Source organism: Azospirillum picis (assembly GCF_017876115.1).
Classification (GTDB): Bacteria; Pseudomonadota; Alphaproteobacteria; order Azospirillales; family Azospirillaceae; genus Azospirillum; species Azospirillum picis.
Genome location: NZ_JAGINO010000002.1, coordinates 116,592 through 131,793, shown reverse-complemented (window position 1 = coordinate 131,793; position 15,202 = coordinate 116,592). Strand labels below are relative to the sequence as shown.

The 15,202-nt window shown below is 67.6% G+C and carries 12 protein-coding genes and 1 pseudogene; 9 read left to right on the top strand and 4 right to left on the bottom strand.

What is annotated here, in order from left to right; all coding sequences use genetic code 11:
* Positions 1–69: 69 nt before the first annotated feature.
* From treZ to J2850_RS02985, 5 genes are all read left to right on the top strand, one after another.
* Positions 70–2,082, top strand: coding sequence for a malto-oligosyltrehalose trehalohydrolase (treZ, locus tag J2850_RS03005; RefSeq protein ID WP_211113771.1), 2,013 nt, complete (start codon positions 70–72; stop codon positions 2,080–2,082).
* 20 nt (positions 2,083–2,102) lie between these two features.
* Entirely contained in the window at positions 2,103–4,151 is a 2,049-nt protein-coding gene (locus tag J2850_RS03000) for an amylo-alpha-1,6-glucosidase (RefSeq protein ID WP_209978646.1), read from the top strand.
* A gap of 187 nt (positions 4,152–4,338) precedes the next feature.
* Complete coding sequence (locus tag J2850_RS02995) at positions 4,339–4,539, top strand: hypothetical protein (RefSeq protein ID WP_209978645.1); 201 nt, start codon at positions 4,339–4,341, stop codon at positions 4,537–4,539.
* Between the two features lie 170 nt (positions 4,540–4,709).
* Positions 4,710–5,087 carry a hypothetical protein gene (locus tag J2850_RS02990; RefSeq protein WP_209978643.1) on the top strand — a complete coding sequence of 126 codons (378 nt, stop codon included), beginning with the start codon at positions 4,710–4,712 and terminating at the stop codon, positions 5,085–5,087.
* Positions 5,088–5,313: 226 nt separating this feature from the next.
* Positions 5,314–5,676 (top strand): hypothetical protein, encoded by a 363-nt coding sequence (locus J2850_RS02985; protein ID WP_209978641.1) that lies wholly within the window; start codon positions 5,314–5,316, stop codon positions 5,674–5,676.
* Between the two features lie 121 nt (positions 5,677–5,797).
* Here the strand turns inward: J2850_RS02985 and J2850_RS02980 are convergent, their stop codons facing one another.
* Positions 5,798–7,357 (bottom strand): polysaccharide deacetylase family protein, encoded by a 1,560-nt coding sequence (locus J2850_RS02980; RefSeq protein WP_246512762.1) that lies wholly within the window; start codon positions 7,355–7,357, stop codon positions 5,798–5,800.
* Positions 7,358–7,652: 295 nt separating this feature from the next.
* Between J2850_RS02980 and J2850_RS02975 the strand changes: the two genes are divergently transcribed.
* Positions 7,653–8,021: a DUF2934 domain-containing protein gene (locus J2850_RS02975; protein WP_209978637.1), complete on the top strand. Its 369-nt coding sequence runs from the start codon at positions 7,653–7,655 to the stop codon at positions 8,019–8,021.
* A gap of 112 nt (positions 8,022–8,133) precedes the next feature.
* Here the strand turns inward: J2850_RS02975 and J2850_RS02970 are convergent, their stop codons facing one another.
* A complete protein-coding gene (locus tag J2850_RS02970) occupies positions 8,134–9,444 on the bottom strand; it encodes a L,D-transpeptidase family protein (RefSeq protein WP_209978634.1) in 1,311 nt (436 codons plus the stop codon).
* Between the two features lie 433 nt (positions 9,445–9,877).
* On the opposite strand from J2850_RS02970, the gene mepK reads away from it, so the two are divergent.
* Positions 9,878–10,501 (top strand): peptidoglycan L,D-endopeptidase MepK, encoded by a 624-nt coding sequence (gene mepK, locus J2850_RS02965; RefSeq protein WP_209978632.1) that lies wholly within the window; start codon positions 9,878–9,880, stop codon positions 10,499–10,501.
* 702 nt (positions 10,502–11,203) lie between these two features.
* On the opposite strand, the pseudogene J2850_RS02960 reads toward mepK, so the two are convergent.
* Together J2850_RS02960 and J2850_RS02955 are read right to left on the bottom strand one after the other, a co-directional pair.
* Positions 11,204–11,462: pseudogene (locus tag J2850_RS02960) on the bottom strand (helix-turn-helix domain-containing protein); the annotation flags it as partial.
* A gap of 518 nt (positions 11,463–11,980) precedes the next feature.
* The gene (locus tag J2850_RS02955) at positions 11,981–12,652 is read right to left on the bottom strand and encodes a hypothetical protein (RefSeq protein ID WP_246512760.1); all 672 of its coding nucleotides are present in this window, start codon (positions 12,650–12,652) and stop codon (positions 11,981–11,983) included.
* Positions 12,653–12,875: 223 nt separating this feature from the next.
* Between J2850_RS02955 and J2850_RS02950 the strand changes: the two genes are divergently transcribed.
* Together J2850_RS02950 and J2850_RS02945 are read left to right on the top strand one after the other, a co-directional pair.
* Positions 12,876–14,339: a dynamin family protein gene (locus J2850_RS02950; RefSeq protein WP_209978630.1), complete on the top strand. Its 1,464-nt coding sequence runs from the start codon at positions 12,876–12,878 to the stop codon at positions 14,337–14,339.
* Positions 14,336–15,196 (top strand): substrate-binding periplasmic protein, encoded by an 861-nt coding sequence (locus J2850_RS02945; protein WP_209978629.1) that lies wholly within the window; start codon positions 14,336–14,338, stop codon positions 15,194–15,196. The genes J2850_RS02950 and J2850_RS02945 overlap by 4 nt, the downstream gene beginning before the upstream one ends.
* Positions 15,197–15,202 lie beyond the last annotated feature (6 nt).

The window sequence follows — 15,202 nt, the reverse complement described above, 5'->3', positions numbered from 1 at the left end:
CCCGGCACCTGTTGACCATCCCCGCAAGGCAAGTCCGCATCACTCATCCGGGGGTCATTTGCCGTGAAGATGTCCGCAACGGTTCCGCCTGTCGAACAGGCGCAGGCCACCGTCAAGCGCCGCTGGCCCATCGGGGTGGAACTGCAACCCGGCGGCGCCCACGCGCGGGTGTGGGTCCCGAAGGCGGCACGGGTGGACCTCGTGACCGAACCCGACGGACGGGCGACCGCGCTGGCTGGCGAGGGGAACGGCTACTTCTCCGGCCTGGTGCCGGGGCTGGAGGCGGGCGGGCTTTACCGCTTCCGCCTGGATGGCAAGGACACCCTCTATCCCGATCCGATGTCGCGCTTCCAGCCGGAGGGGCCGCATGGCCCCTCGCAACTGGTCGATCCGCACCGCTTCGCCTGGACCGACCGGGATTGGCGCGGCCGCGCCATACGGGGCCAGGTGATCTACGAGATGCACATCGGCACCTTCACCCGCGAAGGGACCTGGGAGGCCGCCATCCGGCAACTGCCGGCGCTGGCCGATCTCGGCGTGACGGTGCTGGAGGTGATGCCGGTTTCGGAGTTTCCCGGCCGCTTCGGCTGGGGCTACGACGGGGTGAACCTGTTCGCGCCGACGCGGCTCTATGGCGATTCCGACGCCATGCGGCGTTTCGTTGACGAAGCGCACCGGTTGGATCTCGCCGTCATTCTCGACGTCGTCTACAACCACTTCGGACCGGACGGCAATTACCTGAAATGCTTCTCCGACGACTACTTCACCGACCGCTACGAGAACGAGTGGGGTGAGGCCATCAACTTCGACGGCCCGGACGCCGGGCCGGTTCGCGAGTTCTTCCTGTCCAACGCCGCCTTCTGGATCGAGGAGTATCATCTGGACGGGCTGCGGCTGGACGCCACCCAGTCGATCCATGATGGCAGCGAGCGCCGGGGCGAGCCTCATATCCTGACCGAGATATCCTGCACGGTGCGCAAGGCCGCCGGCGGGCGCGCCACCATCCTGGTGGGAGAGAACGAGCCGCAGCATGCCAGCATGGTGAGGTCGGCCGAGGAGGGCGGCTGCGGGCTTTGCGCCATCTGGAACGATGACCTGCACCATTCGGCCATGGTCGCGCTGACCGGGCGGACGGAGGCCTACTACACCGATTATCGCGGCACGCCGCAGGAATTCGTGTCGGCGATGAAGTACGGCTTCCTCTACCAGGGGCAATGGTACCGTTGGCAGGGCAAGCGGCGCGGCATGCCGGCCTTCGACGTGCCGCGGGCGGCCTTCGTCACGTTCCTGCAGAACCATGACCAGATCGCCAACTCCGCCCGCGGCCTGCGGCTGCATGCGCTGACCTCGCCGGGACGGCTGAGGGCGATGACCGCGCTGATGCTGCTCGGCCCCGGCACACCGATGCTCTTCCAGGGACAGGAATTCGCGTCCGACAGCCCCTTCCTCTATTTCGCGGACCATGTGCCTGAACTGGCCGCACTGGTCGAGAAGGGCAGGGCGGAGTTCCTGGCGCAGTTCCCCAGCGTGGCTGCCCCGGCAATGCGATCGCGCCTGCCCGAGCCCCACGCGGAGGAGACCTTCACCCGATGCAAGCTCGACCACCGGGAGCGTGAGGCGAAGCCCGGGATCTGGTCCCTGCATCGTGACCTGCTGCGCCTGCGCCGGGAGGATCGGGTCTTCGCCGCTCCCCGCGTCGGCGGCCTGGACGGGGCGGTGCTCGGCGAGGAGGCGTTCGTTCTGCGGTTCTTCGGCGAGGGTGGCGATGGGGACCATCCGGGCGACCGACTGCTGCTGGTCAACCTTGGTCGCGACCTTCCGCTGCCGGCGCTGCCGGAACCGCTGCTGGCGCCGCGGCCGGATGCGGATGGCGGCGGTGCCTGGACCGTGCTGTGGTCGAGCGAGGAGCCGGTCTACGGCGGCTGCGGCACCGCCCCGGTCGAGCAGCCGGACGGAACATGGCGGCTGCCCGGCCATGCCGCGCTGGTGCTCGGCCCCGCGACCGGCGTCCGGGAAAAAAGCGATGGTGCGGGAGGCAACACAACCCCCGTCATCGCGGTTTCCGATGGAACGGAACCTTAAAAGCGGATCGCAGGTCCATCATGGCTGATTTCGTTCGCACCCTGTCGCGCGATGTCCTGAACACCGCCCCGGATGGCGCGGAAACCCGCGAATGGCTGGTGGCCAACGGCCTCGGCGGCTATGCCTCTGGCTCGGTGTCGGGGGCGGTGACGCGGCGTTACCATGGGCTGCTGGTCGCGGCCTTGCCGGCGCCGCTCGGACGCGTGCTGATGCTGAGCCAACTGAGCGACAGGGTGGTCGATGGCGAGGGGCGTGATTTCTGGCTGAGCTGCCGCGATGGCGACGGTGCCGAGGATGGCGACGATGGCGAGCAGGGCCGGACGGCTGCCCTGCAGGAGTTCCGCATGGAGGCCGGGTTGCCGGTCTGGCGCTTCCGTGCCGGCGACGCGGTGATCGAGCGCCAGATCGTCCTGCCCCATGGACAGAACATCGTTCACGTCACCTACCGCGTGCTTGAGGCGAAAGCCCCCATCCGGCTGCGGCTGCGGCCGGTGCTGGCCTTCCGCACGTTGGAATCGGCCGTGGACCGGCCGCTGGCCCGCGATTACCGCATCACCGCCAGCGGCCAGCGCTACGAGGTGTCGGCGGGCCCGGACCTGCCGGTGCTGCGGATGGCCGTCGAAGGCGGCGACTTCTCGATGACGCTCGACGGCGGCCTCCGCCGCGACATCTATTACTCTGTGGAGGCGCAGCGCGGCTACGAGTCGCGCGGGTCGCTGTGGACGCCGGGCTTTTTCAGCGGCGAGGTCGGGGCGGGGCAGAGCATCACCTTCGTCGCGGCGACCGAGGAGTGGTGGCGGCTGGAGGCGCTGCCGCCGTCCGACGTGCTGGATTTCGAGGGCGAGCGCCGCCGCCGCCTCATCCAGAACGCCCATCCTTGCCTGCGCGACGGGGCGATGGCGGAACTCGTGCTGTCCGCCGACAGCTTTCTGTTCGTGCCGGCCGGCCGCGTCGCCGACCAGATGCGGGCTCGGGCGGAGGGCGACGAGGTCCGGACGGTGATCGCCGGCTACCACTGGTTCACCGATTGGGGCCGCGACACGATGATCGCACTGGAGGGGCTGACCCTCGCCACCGGCCGTCACATGGAGTCCCGCTGGATCCTGCACACCTTCGGCCACTACATCCGGGATGGTCTGATCCCCAATATGTTTCCGGACGGCAAGGACAGCGGCCTCTACCACACCGCCGATGCGACGCTCTGGTTCTTCCATGCCCTGAACCGCTATCTGGGCGTCACCGGCGACCGCGACACCCTGCGGCTGTTGCTGCCCAAGCTGCGGGAGGTGATCGACTTCCACCGTCGCGGGACCCGGTTCGGCATCGGTGTCGACCAGCGCGACGGATTGCTGCGCCAGGGTCAGGAGGGCTATCAGCTCACGTGGATGGACGCCAAGGTCGATGATTGGGTGGTGACGCCACGTCGCGGCAAGGCGGTCGAGATCAACGCCCTGTGGCACAACGCCCTGCGCCTGATGGCGGGATGGCTGCGCGAGGAGGACGGCGAGGCCGCCGCCCGGCCGCTGGACGAACTCGCCGACCAGGCTAGGGCATCCTTCAACGCCAGGTTCTGGTGCCCGTCGGCAGGGCACCTGTTCGATGTGGTGGATGGCGAGCATGGCGACGACATCGCCTGCCGACCCAACCAGATCTTTTCGGTCTCGCTCGACCATCCGGTGCTGGACCGCGACCGGTGGGAACCGGTGGTGGAGACTGTCCGCAGCCGGCTGCTCACCCCGGTCGGGCTGCGGTCGCTCGCGCCCGGGTCGCGGGATTACAAGCCGAAATACTTCGGCGACTTGCGGGCACGCGACGCCGCCTATCACCAGGGCACGGTCTGGGGCTGGTTGATCGGCCCTTACGTCGACGCCTGGTTGAAGCTGCACCCGGAGGATCGCGAGGGCGCTCGGCGACTGCTGGAAGGCTTCCTGCCTCATCTGGATGAGGCGGGCATCGGCACCATCAGCGAAATCTTCGATGCCGAGGCGCCGTTCGTGCCAAGAGGCTGCATCTCCCAGGCGTGGAGCGTCGCCGAGGTGCTGCGGTGCTGGGTCAAGACGCAGCCTTGATTGATCAGGAGGTTGCAAAGCGTTGACGGACGAAAGTAATAGGCCTGTTGGCAGGTGCGTAACTGCCCGTAACGATGGTGCAATACCCTAGGGCGCAGTTGTCAACAGGGCACAATCCGGTGTGGAATCGCAGTCTCGGGTGGAATGTGACAGATTTCGGTTGACACGCCACCCAAGCCCCAAGTGCATGAAATCGACGATTGTTGTTTTAAATCAGCGCTCTAACATTATTGATGCTTTTTTGGGCAAACACAGCGCGGGCCTTGAATCGCTTAGGGCGAATCGAGGCTTCGCACTCATTGCCCACATAGTTATCCACAGCCTCTGTGGAGACCGCGAGTTGGCGCTGGCGGCCTTGACCGTTGTTGTGCCGATTTCTGCCCACTGACCTTCGGATAGATGGAATTCGGGTGAGGTGCTTTGCCCGGCAGGCGCAAGGAGGTAGCCGGATTGGATTTTGGCCAAGCGCCTGAAAGCATCCTATAGTTCATCTCCAGTCTCTTCGGTGGAAGGTCGGTATCGACGGTTCCGGTGGAGGGAAGTCAAGCGGAGGTGCCCATGCGGGAAGTGGCCGGCATGCCGTACCCGGCGGTGCGATCCAACTGGGGTAGCGGCGTTTCCGATGATGCCCTCTCCGGAGCACCGGTTCGCCGCGGTTGGCCCGGTCTGCTTGGGCCCGTTGCCGCGGTCGTCACCTCCGTGTTCGCGGCCACGCTGCTGGCCGCGCTGATCCTCCATCTCCTCGTCGGACTGGCCGTCCGGCTGCCTGCCTCCGATCCGCTCGGCGCCCTTTCGGTTCTGGGCGGAATGTTGGTTGTGCTGGCGACGCTGATGCCTTTTGCGCTGCTGTGGGTGCGGCGCGCGCACGGGGCCTGGACGGCTCTTCAGGCCGCTCCAGGTGGCGGAGCGGGCGGAGGGGCGCTCACCGGTCGCTGAGTTCCGCCGATCGGCATGGCGCCGAAAGCGCGCCGCTTGGTCGGGGCGCCGTATCGATCCTCCTACGGTGAACGGCCGTGAGCGCGTGGGGACATGACGACGGGGCCGCGCGGGACCGCCTCCAGGAATCCGTTGCCCCCGGCACCACGGCTGCGCTTAACTCGGTGGGAGGCGGCGGTGTGCCGTCCTGCAAGGCTCGGCTGGAGCCGGCATCCGGGGGGCGGTGATGGGGCTTTTCGACTTTCTGAAGGTCACGGTGAAGGAGAAGGCGGCGCCCAAACCGGCTCAGCGACCGGTCAGCGTCGTTGAATTCGATGGGAAGAGCTTCCCCTTGCTGTCGCTGACCACCAAGGGCTTCGTCGCCCGCGGGTTCGACAACTCCCTGATTGCGGGCCAGAACGCGCGGGTTTCAGTGCGGGTGGACGATGGCGGCACCAAGTTTTCCTTCGTCGCGACCGTGTCCGTGGTCGAAGCGAAGGGCGGCTCGCTCGCCGCGACCTGGTCCATCCTGCCGACCGAGGTCGACTCCGCGATCCGCCATTATGCCCAGCAACGCAAGCAGCAGGATTCAAAGGGCGGCGGACGCTGAGAGGAGGTGTCGGGAGGAACCGGTTTCCCGCCTCCGGCGAACCGAATATCCCGCCATACATCGAAGAGCCGGCGCATGGTCGGGGTCCGCATCCGGTGACCCCCTTCCACATCGTCCGCGATCAGTCGCGGCTTGCGGGCACCGTGGCCGGCGCGGGCATTCCGGCGTTGACGATCTTCGGCATGGTCAGCAACCGTGCCCTCTCCAACCATTCCGACAGCGTCACGAACTCGCATCCCTTCGCCCGCAACTCGGCGATCACGCGGGGGAGCGCCTGTGCCGTGGTGGGATAGGTCGAGTGCATCAGGAAGACGTTGCCGGGCATGCCGGCGACCTGGATCTGGTTGACGATTTTGTCGGCGTTCCTGATCTTCCAGTCGCGGGTGTCCACCGACCAGAGCACGGAGCCCATATGCTCCTCGCGCGCCAGTCCCAGCAACTCTTCGGAATAACGGCCGTATGGCGGGCGGAAAAGGACGGGATTTGCCCCGAAGCTGCGGAGGATGCGGTTCGTTTCGGCGATCTCGAACCGTGCGGCCTCCGCATCCATCTTGCGGAGATCGGAGTGGGTGAGGCTGTGGTTGCCGATCTCATGCCCGCCGGCGACGAAATCGTGGATCAGGTCGCCCTGCCGCTCGGCGATCCTGCCGACCGGGAAATAGGTCGCCCGCACCCCTTCGCTGTTCAGAATGTCCAGGATCTGACGGGTCACCGTGCGGTGCGGGCCGTCGTCGAAGGTCAGCGCGCAGAGGTTCCAGTTTTCCTTCTTCAGCGTGGCCGGCATCACGTCGTACCGCGAATCCGGCATCACCGAGCGCAGCCGCCCCTTGCGGCGACTGTGCTGCTCGATGTCCGCCATCGTCCGGGCGTCCTCCTCGCTGTAGATGATCGTGCCGTCGGGCGGCGCGGTCATGGTGGCGAGAGACGGCGGCACCACAAGCGGGGCGGCGGCGGCCGAAGCGATCGGTGCCAGGACCGACGTCGTGGTCCCGGCGGCCTTGCCGTCGGCGACCGTGGGGACGACTGCAGGGGCGGCCACTGGGGCGGCCACTGGGGCGGCCGCCGGGGCGACCGGCACGATGGCCGGCTTGCCGGCCGCCGGAGCCGGTCGAGCCGGTGGCATGGAGGGCACCGGTGCGGGGGATGGCGGGGCGACGGCCACCGTCACCGCCGGCGGCAGGGGTTTTGCCGGCGGCCCATCCACCGCGGCCCGCGGCTCGGCGGGTGAGGCCGTTCTGGCGGTGGCCGGTGCGGCGGCCGGGCGGTCCACCACCAGGCATCCAAAGCCGGCGCCGAGGATCTTGCGGCAGAGCGATCTCGGTTCGCTGGCGTTGTCGATCCGGGCGTAAAGCGCCACGCCGCCGGCTCCGCTCTTGGCGTCGAGCGGCATCACCGATGCCGTCAGGCCGGCAGCCAGTTCCGGCGCGCGGCGCTGCAGATCCTTCCAGCTCCACCAGGCGTCGCCGTCACCGGAATAGATGCCGAGCTGCAACACGGCTCCATCAGGGGCGGCGACCGGCGACGGGGCGGCGGCATTGGCCCCCTGTGCAGAGAACAGCATGACGGCGCCTGCAATGATCGCAGCGCCGAGCATGTTGCTGCGCAGTCGCGGCGCCGTCGGCAGAGCCGCCTGGCGCAAGAGGGCGAAAGAAGCGGCGTTCGGCGGGAAGTTGCGCAACATATCGGTTCCGTCACTTGGCCCAGCCACCATTCGCCGGACCACCGGTTGATGCGGCTGCAATATCATCCCGAAAGTACTAATTCAAACGACAAGCGGTGGAAATCGAAGCCGGACGGCGATTTCCGAAAGGGCGTTGCCGATGGGGAACGGTCGGATGACGCTCATGCCGAACCACCGGAACCGCCGGGGTGGCGGCGGGGTTCATAAGGGGAGGAGCGGGTGTCGAGGGCGGTGCGCAGGCACCGCTTGGTCATCCGTGGATAACAAGGCCCACCGGTGAAGGAGATGACGCCCCATGGCCGAGGATTTGGAAAGCCGCATCCGTCGGCGCGCGCATGACATTTGGGAACGGGAAGGCCGGCCCGAGGGGCGATCCGACGCCCACTGGGAACTGGCCAGCGAGGAAATCGCGATTGAGGACAATTACCGCAGCACCCTGAAGCCCAACCCGGCGGGTGGCCCGGAAGCCACGGCGCAGCGCACCGAGCCGGTTGAGCCTGTGCTGAGCATCGCCAACCAGGGCGAGATGCCCGGCTTGGCCGACCAGGGCGAGGAGTCCACCATTCCGATGCGCGGTGATCGCGACGTCTGGCCGACGCCGGAGGAAGCCGCATCGACCGCCGTGCCGCCGAACCGCAGCCGGAAGACCCGTCGCCGCGCCTGACGGCCGCGTGGCATTCCCGGACCCACCCTAAGGATCGGGAGGGGCCGGGAATGCCGCAAACCGTGCACCGGCCTGCACCTTCCCGGACCGGGAAACGGGATGGAAAATCCGCTCAGGCGGGTGAGCGGTCCGGTGCCGGGGGGGCGGAAGCCCGGCCGGTTTCAGGCTGCACCGCAGGTGTCACGCCGGTGCTGGGCAGCGGCTCCGCCGCCGGACCGGTGACCGGCATCTCATCGATCCGGTCATAGATGTCCGGATGCAGGCGGACCGACCCGTCAGCCGTGACCGTGGCGATCCAGTACACGAACTGAACGGGCATCGGGGTCGGAAGCTTGATCCACTGCGGCTGGGCACGATCGAGCATGCGGTCGATGCGGGCCGGGGTGATCGGTGTGCCCTGAAGCAGGGTTTCGGCCAGCAGGCGCGGATCCTCCAGACGGACGCAGCCGGAGCTGATCGAGCGCAGCTCACGGGCGAACAGCCGGGGCTCGTTGGTGCCGTGCAGGTAGATGTCGTAGGGATTGGTCAGGTTGAAGCGGAAGCGCCCGAGCGCGTTGTGGTTTCCCGGCTGCTGGACGATGCGGACGCGTCCGGGGGAGACGCCTTGCCAGTCCACCGTCTCCGGCGCCACCTCCTGCCCGTCGAGATAGACGACGGCGTGCTGGATGCCGGGCGTGCCGGTGGCGCGCAGGTGCGGAAGCTTGTCCTCCTTCATGATCGTCGGCGGCACGGTCCAGGTCGGATTGACGATCACATGGGTGATGCGGTCGGTCAGCAGCGGCGTTTCCCGCGACGGGCGGCCGACGATGGCCCGCATCGTCATCACTTCCTCGCCGTCGCGAACCAGCGTGGTGGTCTGGTCGGTCAGGTTCACGACGAGCACGCTGTCGGGAGCGGTGTCGCGGAAGCTGCGCATCGCCACCGCGCTCTGGCGCATCAAAGCGGCCGCTTCGGCAGGGCCGCGGTCCAGCGCTGCGCGGGTCCCGGCGCCGACCAGCCCGTCGGGCTTCATCCGCTGCGCGACCTGGAAGGCCCGCACCGCACGGTCGATCTCCGGCGTGAAGATGCTGGACACCTGGTCGGCGGGCAGCAGCCCGAGTTCCACCAGACGCTGGGCAAGGCGTCCGACCCGGTCTCCGGAGCTGCCGAGCTTCAGGAGCCCGCCCTGGCCGATCGGCGCCGAGGTCTGTGCCGGCATATGGTCGAGTTCGGCCGCGGCGGAGTCCAGCCGGTCGGCCCAGCCGGTCAGGGTATCGCGGTAAGGGGCGGCGTCGGCGGGAAGCGACGCGATCAGCAGGGCCGACGACAGCAGGGCCGATGACAGCAGGGCCGGCGACAGGGCAGCCGCCAGCAGGCTGGCGGAACGATCCGGCCTCCGGGTGATCCGCTTGTGGAAGGGGCGGAGATCGGCGGCTACTGTCATGTCAATCCCTCTGTCGCAAAGTGCCGGCCCTTCTGTCTCGGAGTGCCGGTTGTGCGCCTGCGCGGATGCGCGGCCGGTCCGAATACAATCTATGCATTGCTGTCGGGGTTGGCGAGCGGTGCAGCGCGAAAAGCCGATGCTCCCCATGATGGTGTGATCTTCCTGCCAGCCATGCTATGACCGCTTTATGCAATAAGGTCACACCACCAGATTTTTTTATTGCCTCGGACGATGACCTTGACCTATACGGTTATCCGTCCGGCGGCGCTTCCCCTCTGACGAAATGCGCCGGGCAAGCGTTGGTCATAAGCCGTATAAGGGCTTGGGATCCATAGCGGTCATCAGCTCTTGAGCCATCGCGCACGCTTCGCGACCAGCCACACGCCGAAGGGCCGGAAACAAGCGGCCGGAACGAAAACGACGAGGTTCGGGGATGTTTCTGGGGAATGACGAGCGTGCTGCTCCTTCAATGGGGCGGCGCGGGTTCCTGGGTTTTGCCGCGGCTGCGGTATCGGCGGCCGTTCCGGTCGCCACGGGAATGGTGACGGGGGTGGCCACGGTGGCCCCGGTGCTGTTGGGCAGCGGCACGGCGGAAGCTGCTCCCTTGACCGGCGGTGTGCGTCGTTTGGCGCTTCACAACATCAACACCAACGAACGCTTCGACGGTGTCTATTGGGCCGACGGCCACTACCGGCCGGAGGTGTTGCGGAAGCTGGACGTCCTGTTGCGGGACCACCGCGCCAAGCAGGTGTGCCGCTATGACCCGCGTCTGTTCGACCTGTTGGCCCGCGTGCATCAGGCGGTCGGCTCCGATCAGCCGTTCGAGGTGATTTGCGGCTATCGGTCGCGCCGTACCAACGCCCTCGCGCGGCGCCGGTCCCGCGGCGTGGCGAAGGAGAGCTATCATACCCGCGGCATGGCGATCGACATCCGCCTCCCCGACGCGCATCTGCGTGGGATATCGGAGATCGCCAAGGGAATGCAGTCGGGGGGCGTCGGATACTATCCCCGCAGCGATTTCGTCCATCTGGACGTCGGGCCCGTCCGAAGCTGGTGATACCGCCCACGCGGACGCCGGCTTGCAGGCGGGGACGGCAAGGCTGACCCGCCGGCGATCATGTGCGGCGCTGAGCCGGTATGGAAAAGGCTCCGTGATCGATCAGGATCGCGGAGCCTTTTGATTATGGCGTCTTCCGTGTGAGTCACGTTTCCAGCGATCCCGCTTGAAACGTGACTCACACTCTCAATGCGGCCTTGCACCCCGGCCTTCGCCGCCATCGTCGGCGCCGGGGGGCGGATCAGCCACGCGTCGAGGGCTTCGAGGCACGCAGAATATCGGTCGGATCCCAGACGGCGCCATGGCGGCGGCGGGGCTTGCCCTTGTCCCCTTGGGCTTCAAGCAGTTTGGCAGCCTTGGCCCGAGACGAATCGCCGCGCGTCTGGCGGGTGCTGCTGCGCACCGCCTCCGCGTCCACCGGCTGGGCGGGCGGAAGCTTGGCGGCGCCGTGCCCATCCATGTAGGAGGGCAGGGCAGTCTGACCCCCGTCCAGCATCTCGCCGCCGTCGCTGTCGGGCTCTTCCGGCATTTCCCTGATCCCGGGAGACAAGGCGGACAGCAGCGCCAGCAGTTCATCGGAAACATGGGACGGTGCGGCCCGCCACAGCCGGAGCAGGCGGGCTTCGCGCCGGCTGATCTGGGTGCCGCTCTCAGCCGGCTCCTCGCCGTCGCCGCGCGGACGCTGCGCCTGGGAAGGGTCGTCATAGCTGTCGAAAAAGAAGCTGACCGGAACGTCCAGCACCTGGCCAAGGCGATAGAGTGTGCCCGCCGAAATTCGGTTTGAGCCGCGCTCGTACTTCTGGACCTGCTGGAAGGTCAACCCGATCGCTTCCCCAAGCTTCTCCTGGCTCATTCCCAGCAGCGTGCGGCGCATTCTGACGCGCTGCCCGACATGGGCGTCTACAGACCAGGATTCCGGCGATCCGCGTCGTCCTCTTTTGCGTGCCGTCGCCTCACTCATGTCCATTGGTCTCCGATACCCAGTCGACAACCGCCTCTCTTTGCGAGAATGAAAAGATTGTTTACATGGGCTTTGGCGCGATTCAAGGGAAAACTTGCGAATATTGGGCCATTCCGACCATATTCCGGTAGGTGGGTGCGGGAGACCAGCATTCGCGCGAGTTTCCGTGTTACGACTTTGTATTAATTGGTCGACCGGGGCGTACATTTCCGTCGCACCTTTGTGTACCTCCTACACCCGATCACTCAGGAAAATCCCGGATTCTTTTGCCGCACCCGCTGGTTGGGGCGATCGTTTGTCCTTTTCAGCCATCGCCCGGAAGGAAGGCGGTGGAGTTTACCCGGACGGGAGCCGCGACAATAAACCTTCAGGTTGCGGCAAATAATCATGCGTGGAAAACGCAATTTCTGCTATTCAAGGCCGATATGCCTTGTCACGCGCCGGCGTTCGGGGTCGCGATGCGGGCAACCGTCCGCCATTCCATCATTAATATCTCGTTAACCGTAATTTCCGGTTTATCAACGCCGTGGAAGCGGGGGGATTCCGGGCCGATCGCCCCCTGGTGCGTGACCGTCCGTATCGGCCTTGCCGCTCATGCCGGCGGTCGGTGACCAGGGGCCGCCGGGCATGGCGAAGGACTCGACATGGTCACGCAGCTTCTGCACCTGCGACGGCGTGGCGATGCGGCCGAAGTGCGACTTCAGGAGGGCCGCCAGGGCCCCTCTCGTCGGCCGGACGCCGGCGGCCGACAGCATGCGGTAGACGGCGAAAGCCTCCGCGTAGGCGGCGATGCGGTCGGGCCGGCTGCGCAGTTGCGCCGCCTGGGCAGTGCCGCCGCGGCGGAGATGGTCAGCGAGACGCGACGCCGCCTGATCGACCGTCAGATCGGGGAGGGGCACCGCCTCCTCCTCCGGCTGTTCCGGCCGGCCGATGGCTTCACGTCGCCGGCGCCTGCGCTGCCGCTCCCGATCCCCGGCGCGCAGGCGGTCGGCATAGGCGGGATCGGATGCGCGCCGTTCCGTGCGGTTGCGGTTGGATCGCGCCGCCCGCTCTTCTTCCCGGGCACGCTGTTCCGGGTCGCGCAGAAGGAACGCCAACTCCTCGGCGGTCAGCCGCGGCGCTCCGGCCCCCGAGGTGTCGGCGGCAGCGTCGGCAGCGTCTGGGGCGTCGGAGGCGTCCGGGCGGTCCATGCCGGGGATAACGCGGCGGCGCGTCGGCCGGTTCCCCGCTCCGGCTCGCTGTCTCCACCCCATCTGCCTCGTCCCCCTGCCGTCCCGTGTTGGAGAGCCCGCTTGGATGATGCGGGAGATTTCATGTCCGGGCGATGCCCGCCCGTGCTAGACAGGGCCGTCCGTTCGTGGGGGCCGGTCCCTCGGTCCCTTTCCCGAGTGCCACATTGGAACGCGCCCGCCCATGACCCCCCGGCAAGCCCTTCAGCAACGCCTCGCGGCTTTGGACGCGCATCTCCGCGCGGAGAACCCGAACCTGCTGCCGGTTCTCCCGACCTTCCGCGCCTTCGACCGCATCCTCTCCGGCCTCGGGTTGATCGGCCGGTACGAATCCCTGACCACCCGGATTCCCTGGTGGCCGATGGTCGCCGTGCTAGGGACCTTTTCCGCCGGCAAGTCGACCTTCCTGAACGGTTACCTCGGCGAAGCGCTGCAGAACACCGGCAACCAGGCGGTCGACGACAAGTTCACGGTCATCTGCCATGGGCCGGAGACCCGCAAGGAAGCCCTGCCGGGCACGGCTCTCAACGCCGATCCCCGCTTCCCCTTCTACCGGATCGCCGACGAGATCGAGAAGGTGGCGGCAGGCGAGGGCAAGCGGATCGACAACTACCTGCAGCTCAAGACGCTCGCCGGCCCGCGCACCAAGGGCAAGATCTTCATCGACTCGCCGGGCTTCGATGCCGACGACCAGCGCCGCTCCGTCCTGCGGCTCGTCGATCACATCGTCGAGCTGTCGGACCTCGTCCTTGTCTTCTTCGACGCCCGCCATCCCGAGCCGGGCGCGATGCAGGACACGCTGCGCCATCTGGTGTCGAAGACGGTCAACCGCGCGGACGCCCGCAAGGTCTGCTACATCCTGAACCAGGTCGACACCACCGCGAAGGAGGACAATCTGGAGGCGGTGTTCGGCGCCTGGCAGAGGGCCATCGCCCAGGCCGGGCTGGTATCCGGCCGCTTCTATGCCATCTACGACCAGCGTTCGGCCGTCGACATCGAGGACGATGGCCGGCGTGCCCGCTACGAGGCGCGGCGCGACCACGACCTGGCTGAAATCCACACCCGCGTCAACGAGGTTGAGGTGGCTCGCGCCTACCGCATCATCGGCTCCATCGACAGCTTGGTGAAGGAGGTGGAGGGCGAGGTGCTGCCCAAGCTGCGCGAGGCGATGGCGACGTGGCGGCGGCGTGTGCTGACGGTCGATCTGGTCCTGGCTGTGCTGCTGGTGCTGGTCCTCGGCACGATGGTGCAAACGGTCGGCGGCGGCTTCGCCGCCTTCTTCGGCTGGCTGTTCGATGCCGGCGGCGGCGGGGCGCCGCTGAACCTGATCGGCACGATTCTGGTTCTGGGCGGCCTGTATCTGGCCGGCCACTTCAAGATCCGGCAGGTTTTCGCCCGCCGGATCGCCCGCGGCCTCAGCGACCGTTTCGGCGATGTCGACCTCGACCTGCGCCAAGCCTTCCTGAACAACACGCGGTTTTACCGGTCCATCTTTGCCAAGCAGCCGGTCGGCTGGGGGCAGCGGGCCCGCAAGGCGATCTTTGCCATCCGCGAGGCGACCGCCGTGCATGTCCAGCGCGTCAACGATCTCTACACCGATCCCGCCGGACGCCGCAGCCGGTCGGCGCAGGCCGCCGCCGCGGAGTGAGCGCCGGCACAGGACAGTGGCCCGGTGGAGCGGGAAGGCTGCGGTCCGCCGCCTCCCGCCCCGCCTTCCGGGTCGCGGCAGCTTCCATCGCCGCCCTGCTGGCGCTCTGGCCGGCCGCCGGGCCGGCCGCCGGAACCGGTCGTTCCAGCCCGTCACCGCCTGCCGGCCTCGACCTGGTGACCGGCGACTATGCACCGTTCACGGCGGAGGAACTGCCGGGGGGCGGCCTGGTGACCGAACTGGTCCGCCGCGCCTTTGCGGTCGGCGGTCTTCGGTATGACGTCCGGTTCCTGCCGTGGCGGCGCGGGTATGACGGCGTGGTCGCCGGACGCTTCCTGGCAACCTTTCCCTATGTCCGGACGCCGGAACGCGAGCGGGAGGTCCTCTACTCCGATCCGGTCATCGAGGCGCGGCAGCTCGTCTACCTGTCCACGCGCAGCCCGATGGAGTTCCGCGACGGGGATGCCGGCCCGGAGTCGTTCCGCGACCGCAGGATCTGCCAGCCGGCCGGATACGCCTTGCCGCCCGAACTTGATCTGCTGGTGGCGCGGGGGGAGGCGAGCCGCCTGACGCCGACGGACCTCAGCGGCTGCATCGGGCTGCTCGCCGACGGCCGGGCAGATGCGCTGGTGATCGACGAATTCAGCGGCGCGGCGGCCGTCGCCCGGTCGGGTCGGGGCGGCGGCATCCGGGTGGCGGAGCGCCCCTTCGCCATGGTGACCCTGCATCTGGTGGTCGGGCGGGCGACGCCGGGGGCGGAGGAGGTCGTGGCGGCCTTCAACGACGGGCTGAAGACCCTCAGGGACCAGGGGGTGTATGCCGGCCTTCTCGCGCGCTACACCGCGCCGGAGCCGTGATGATTT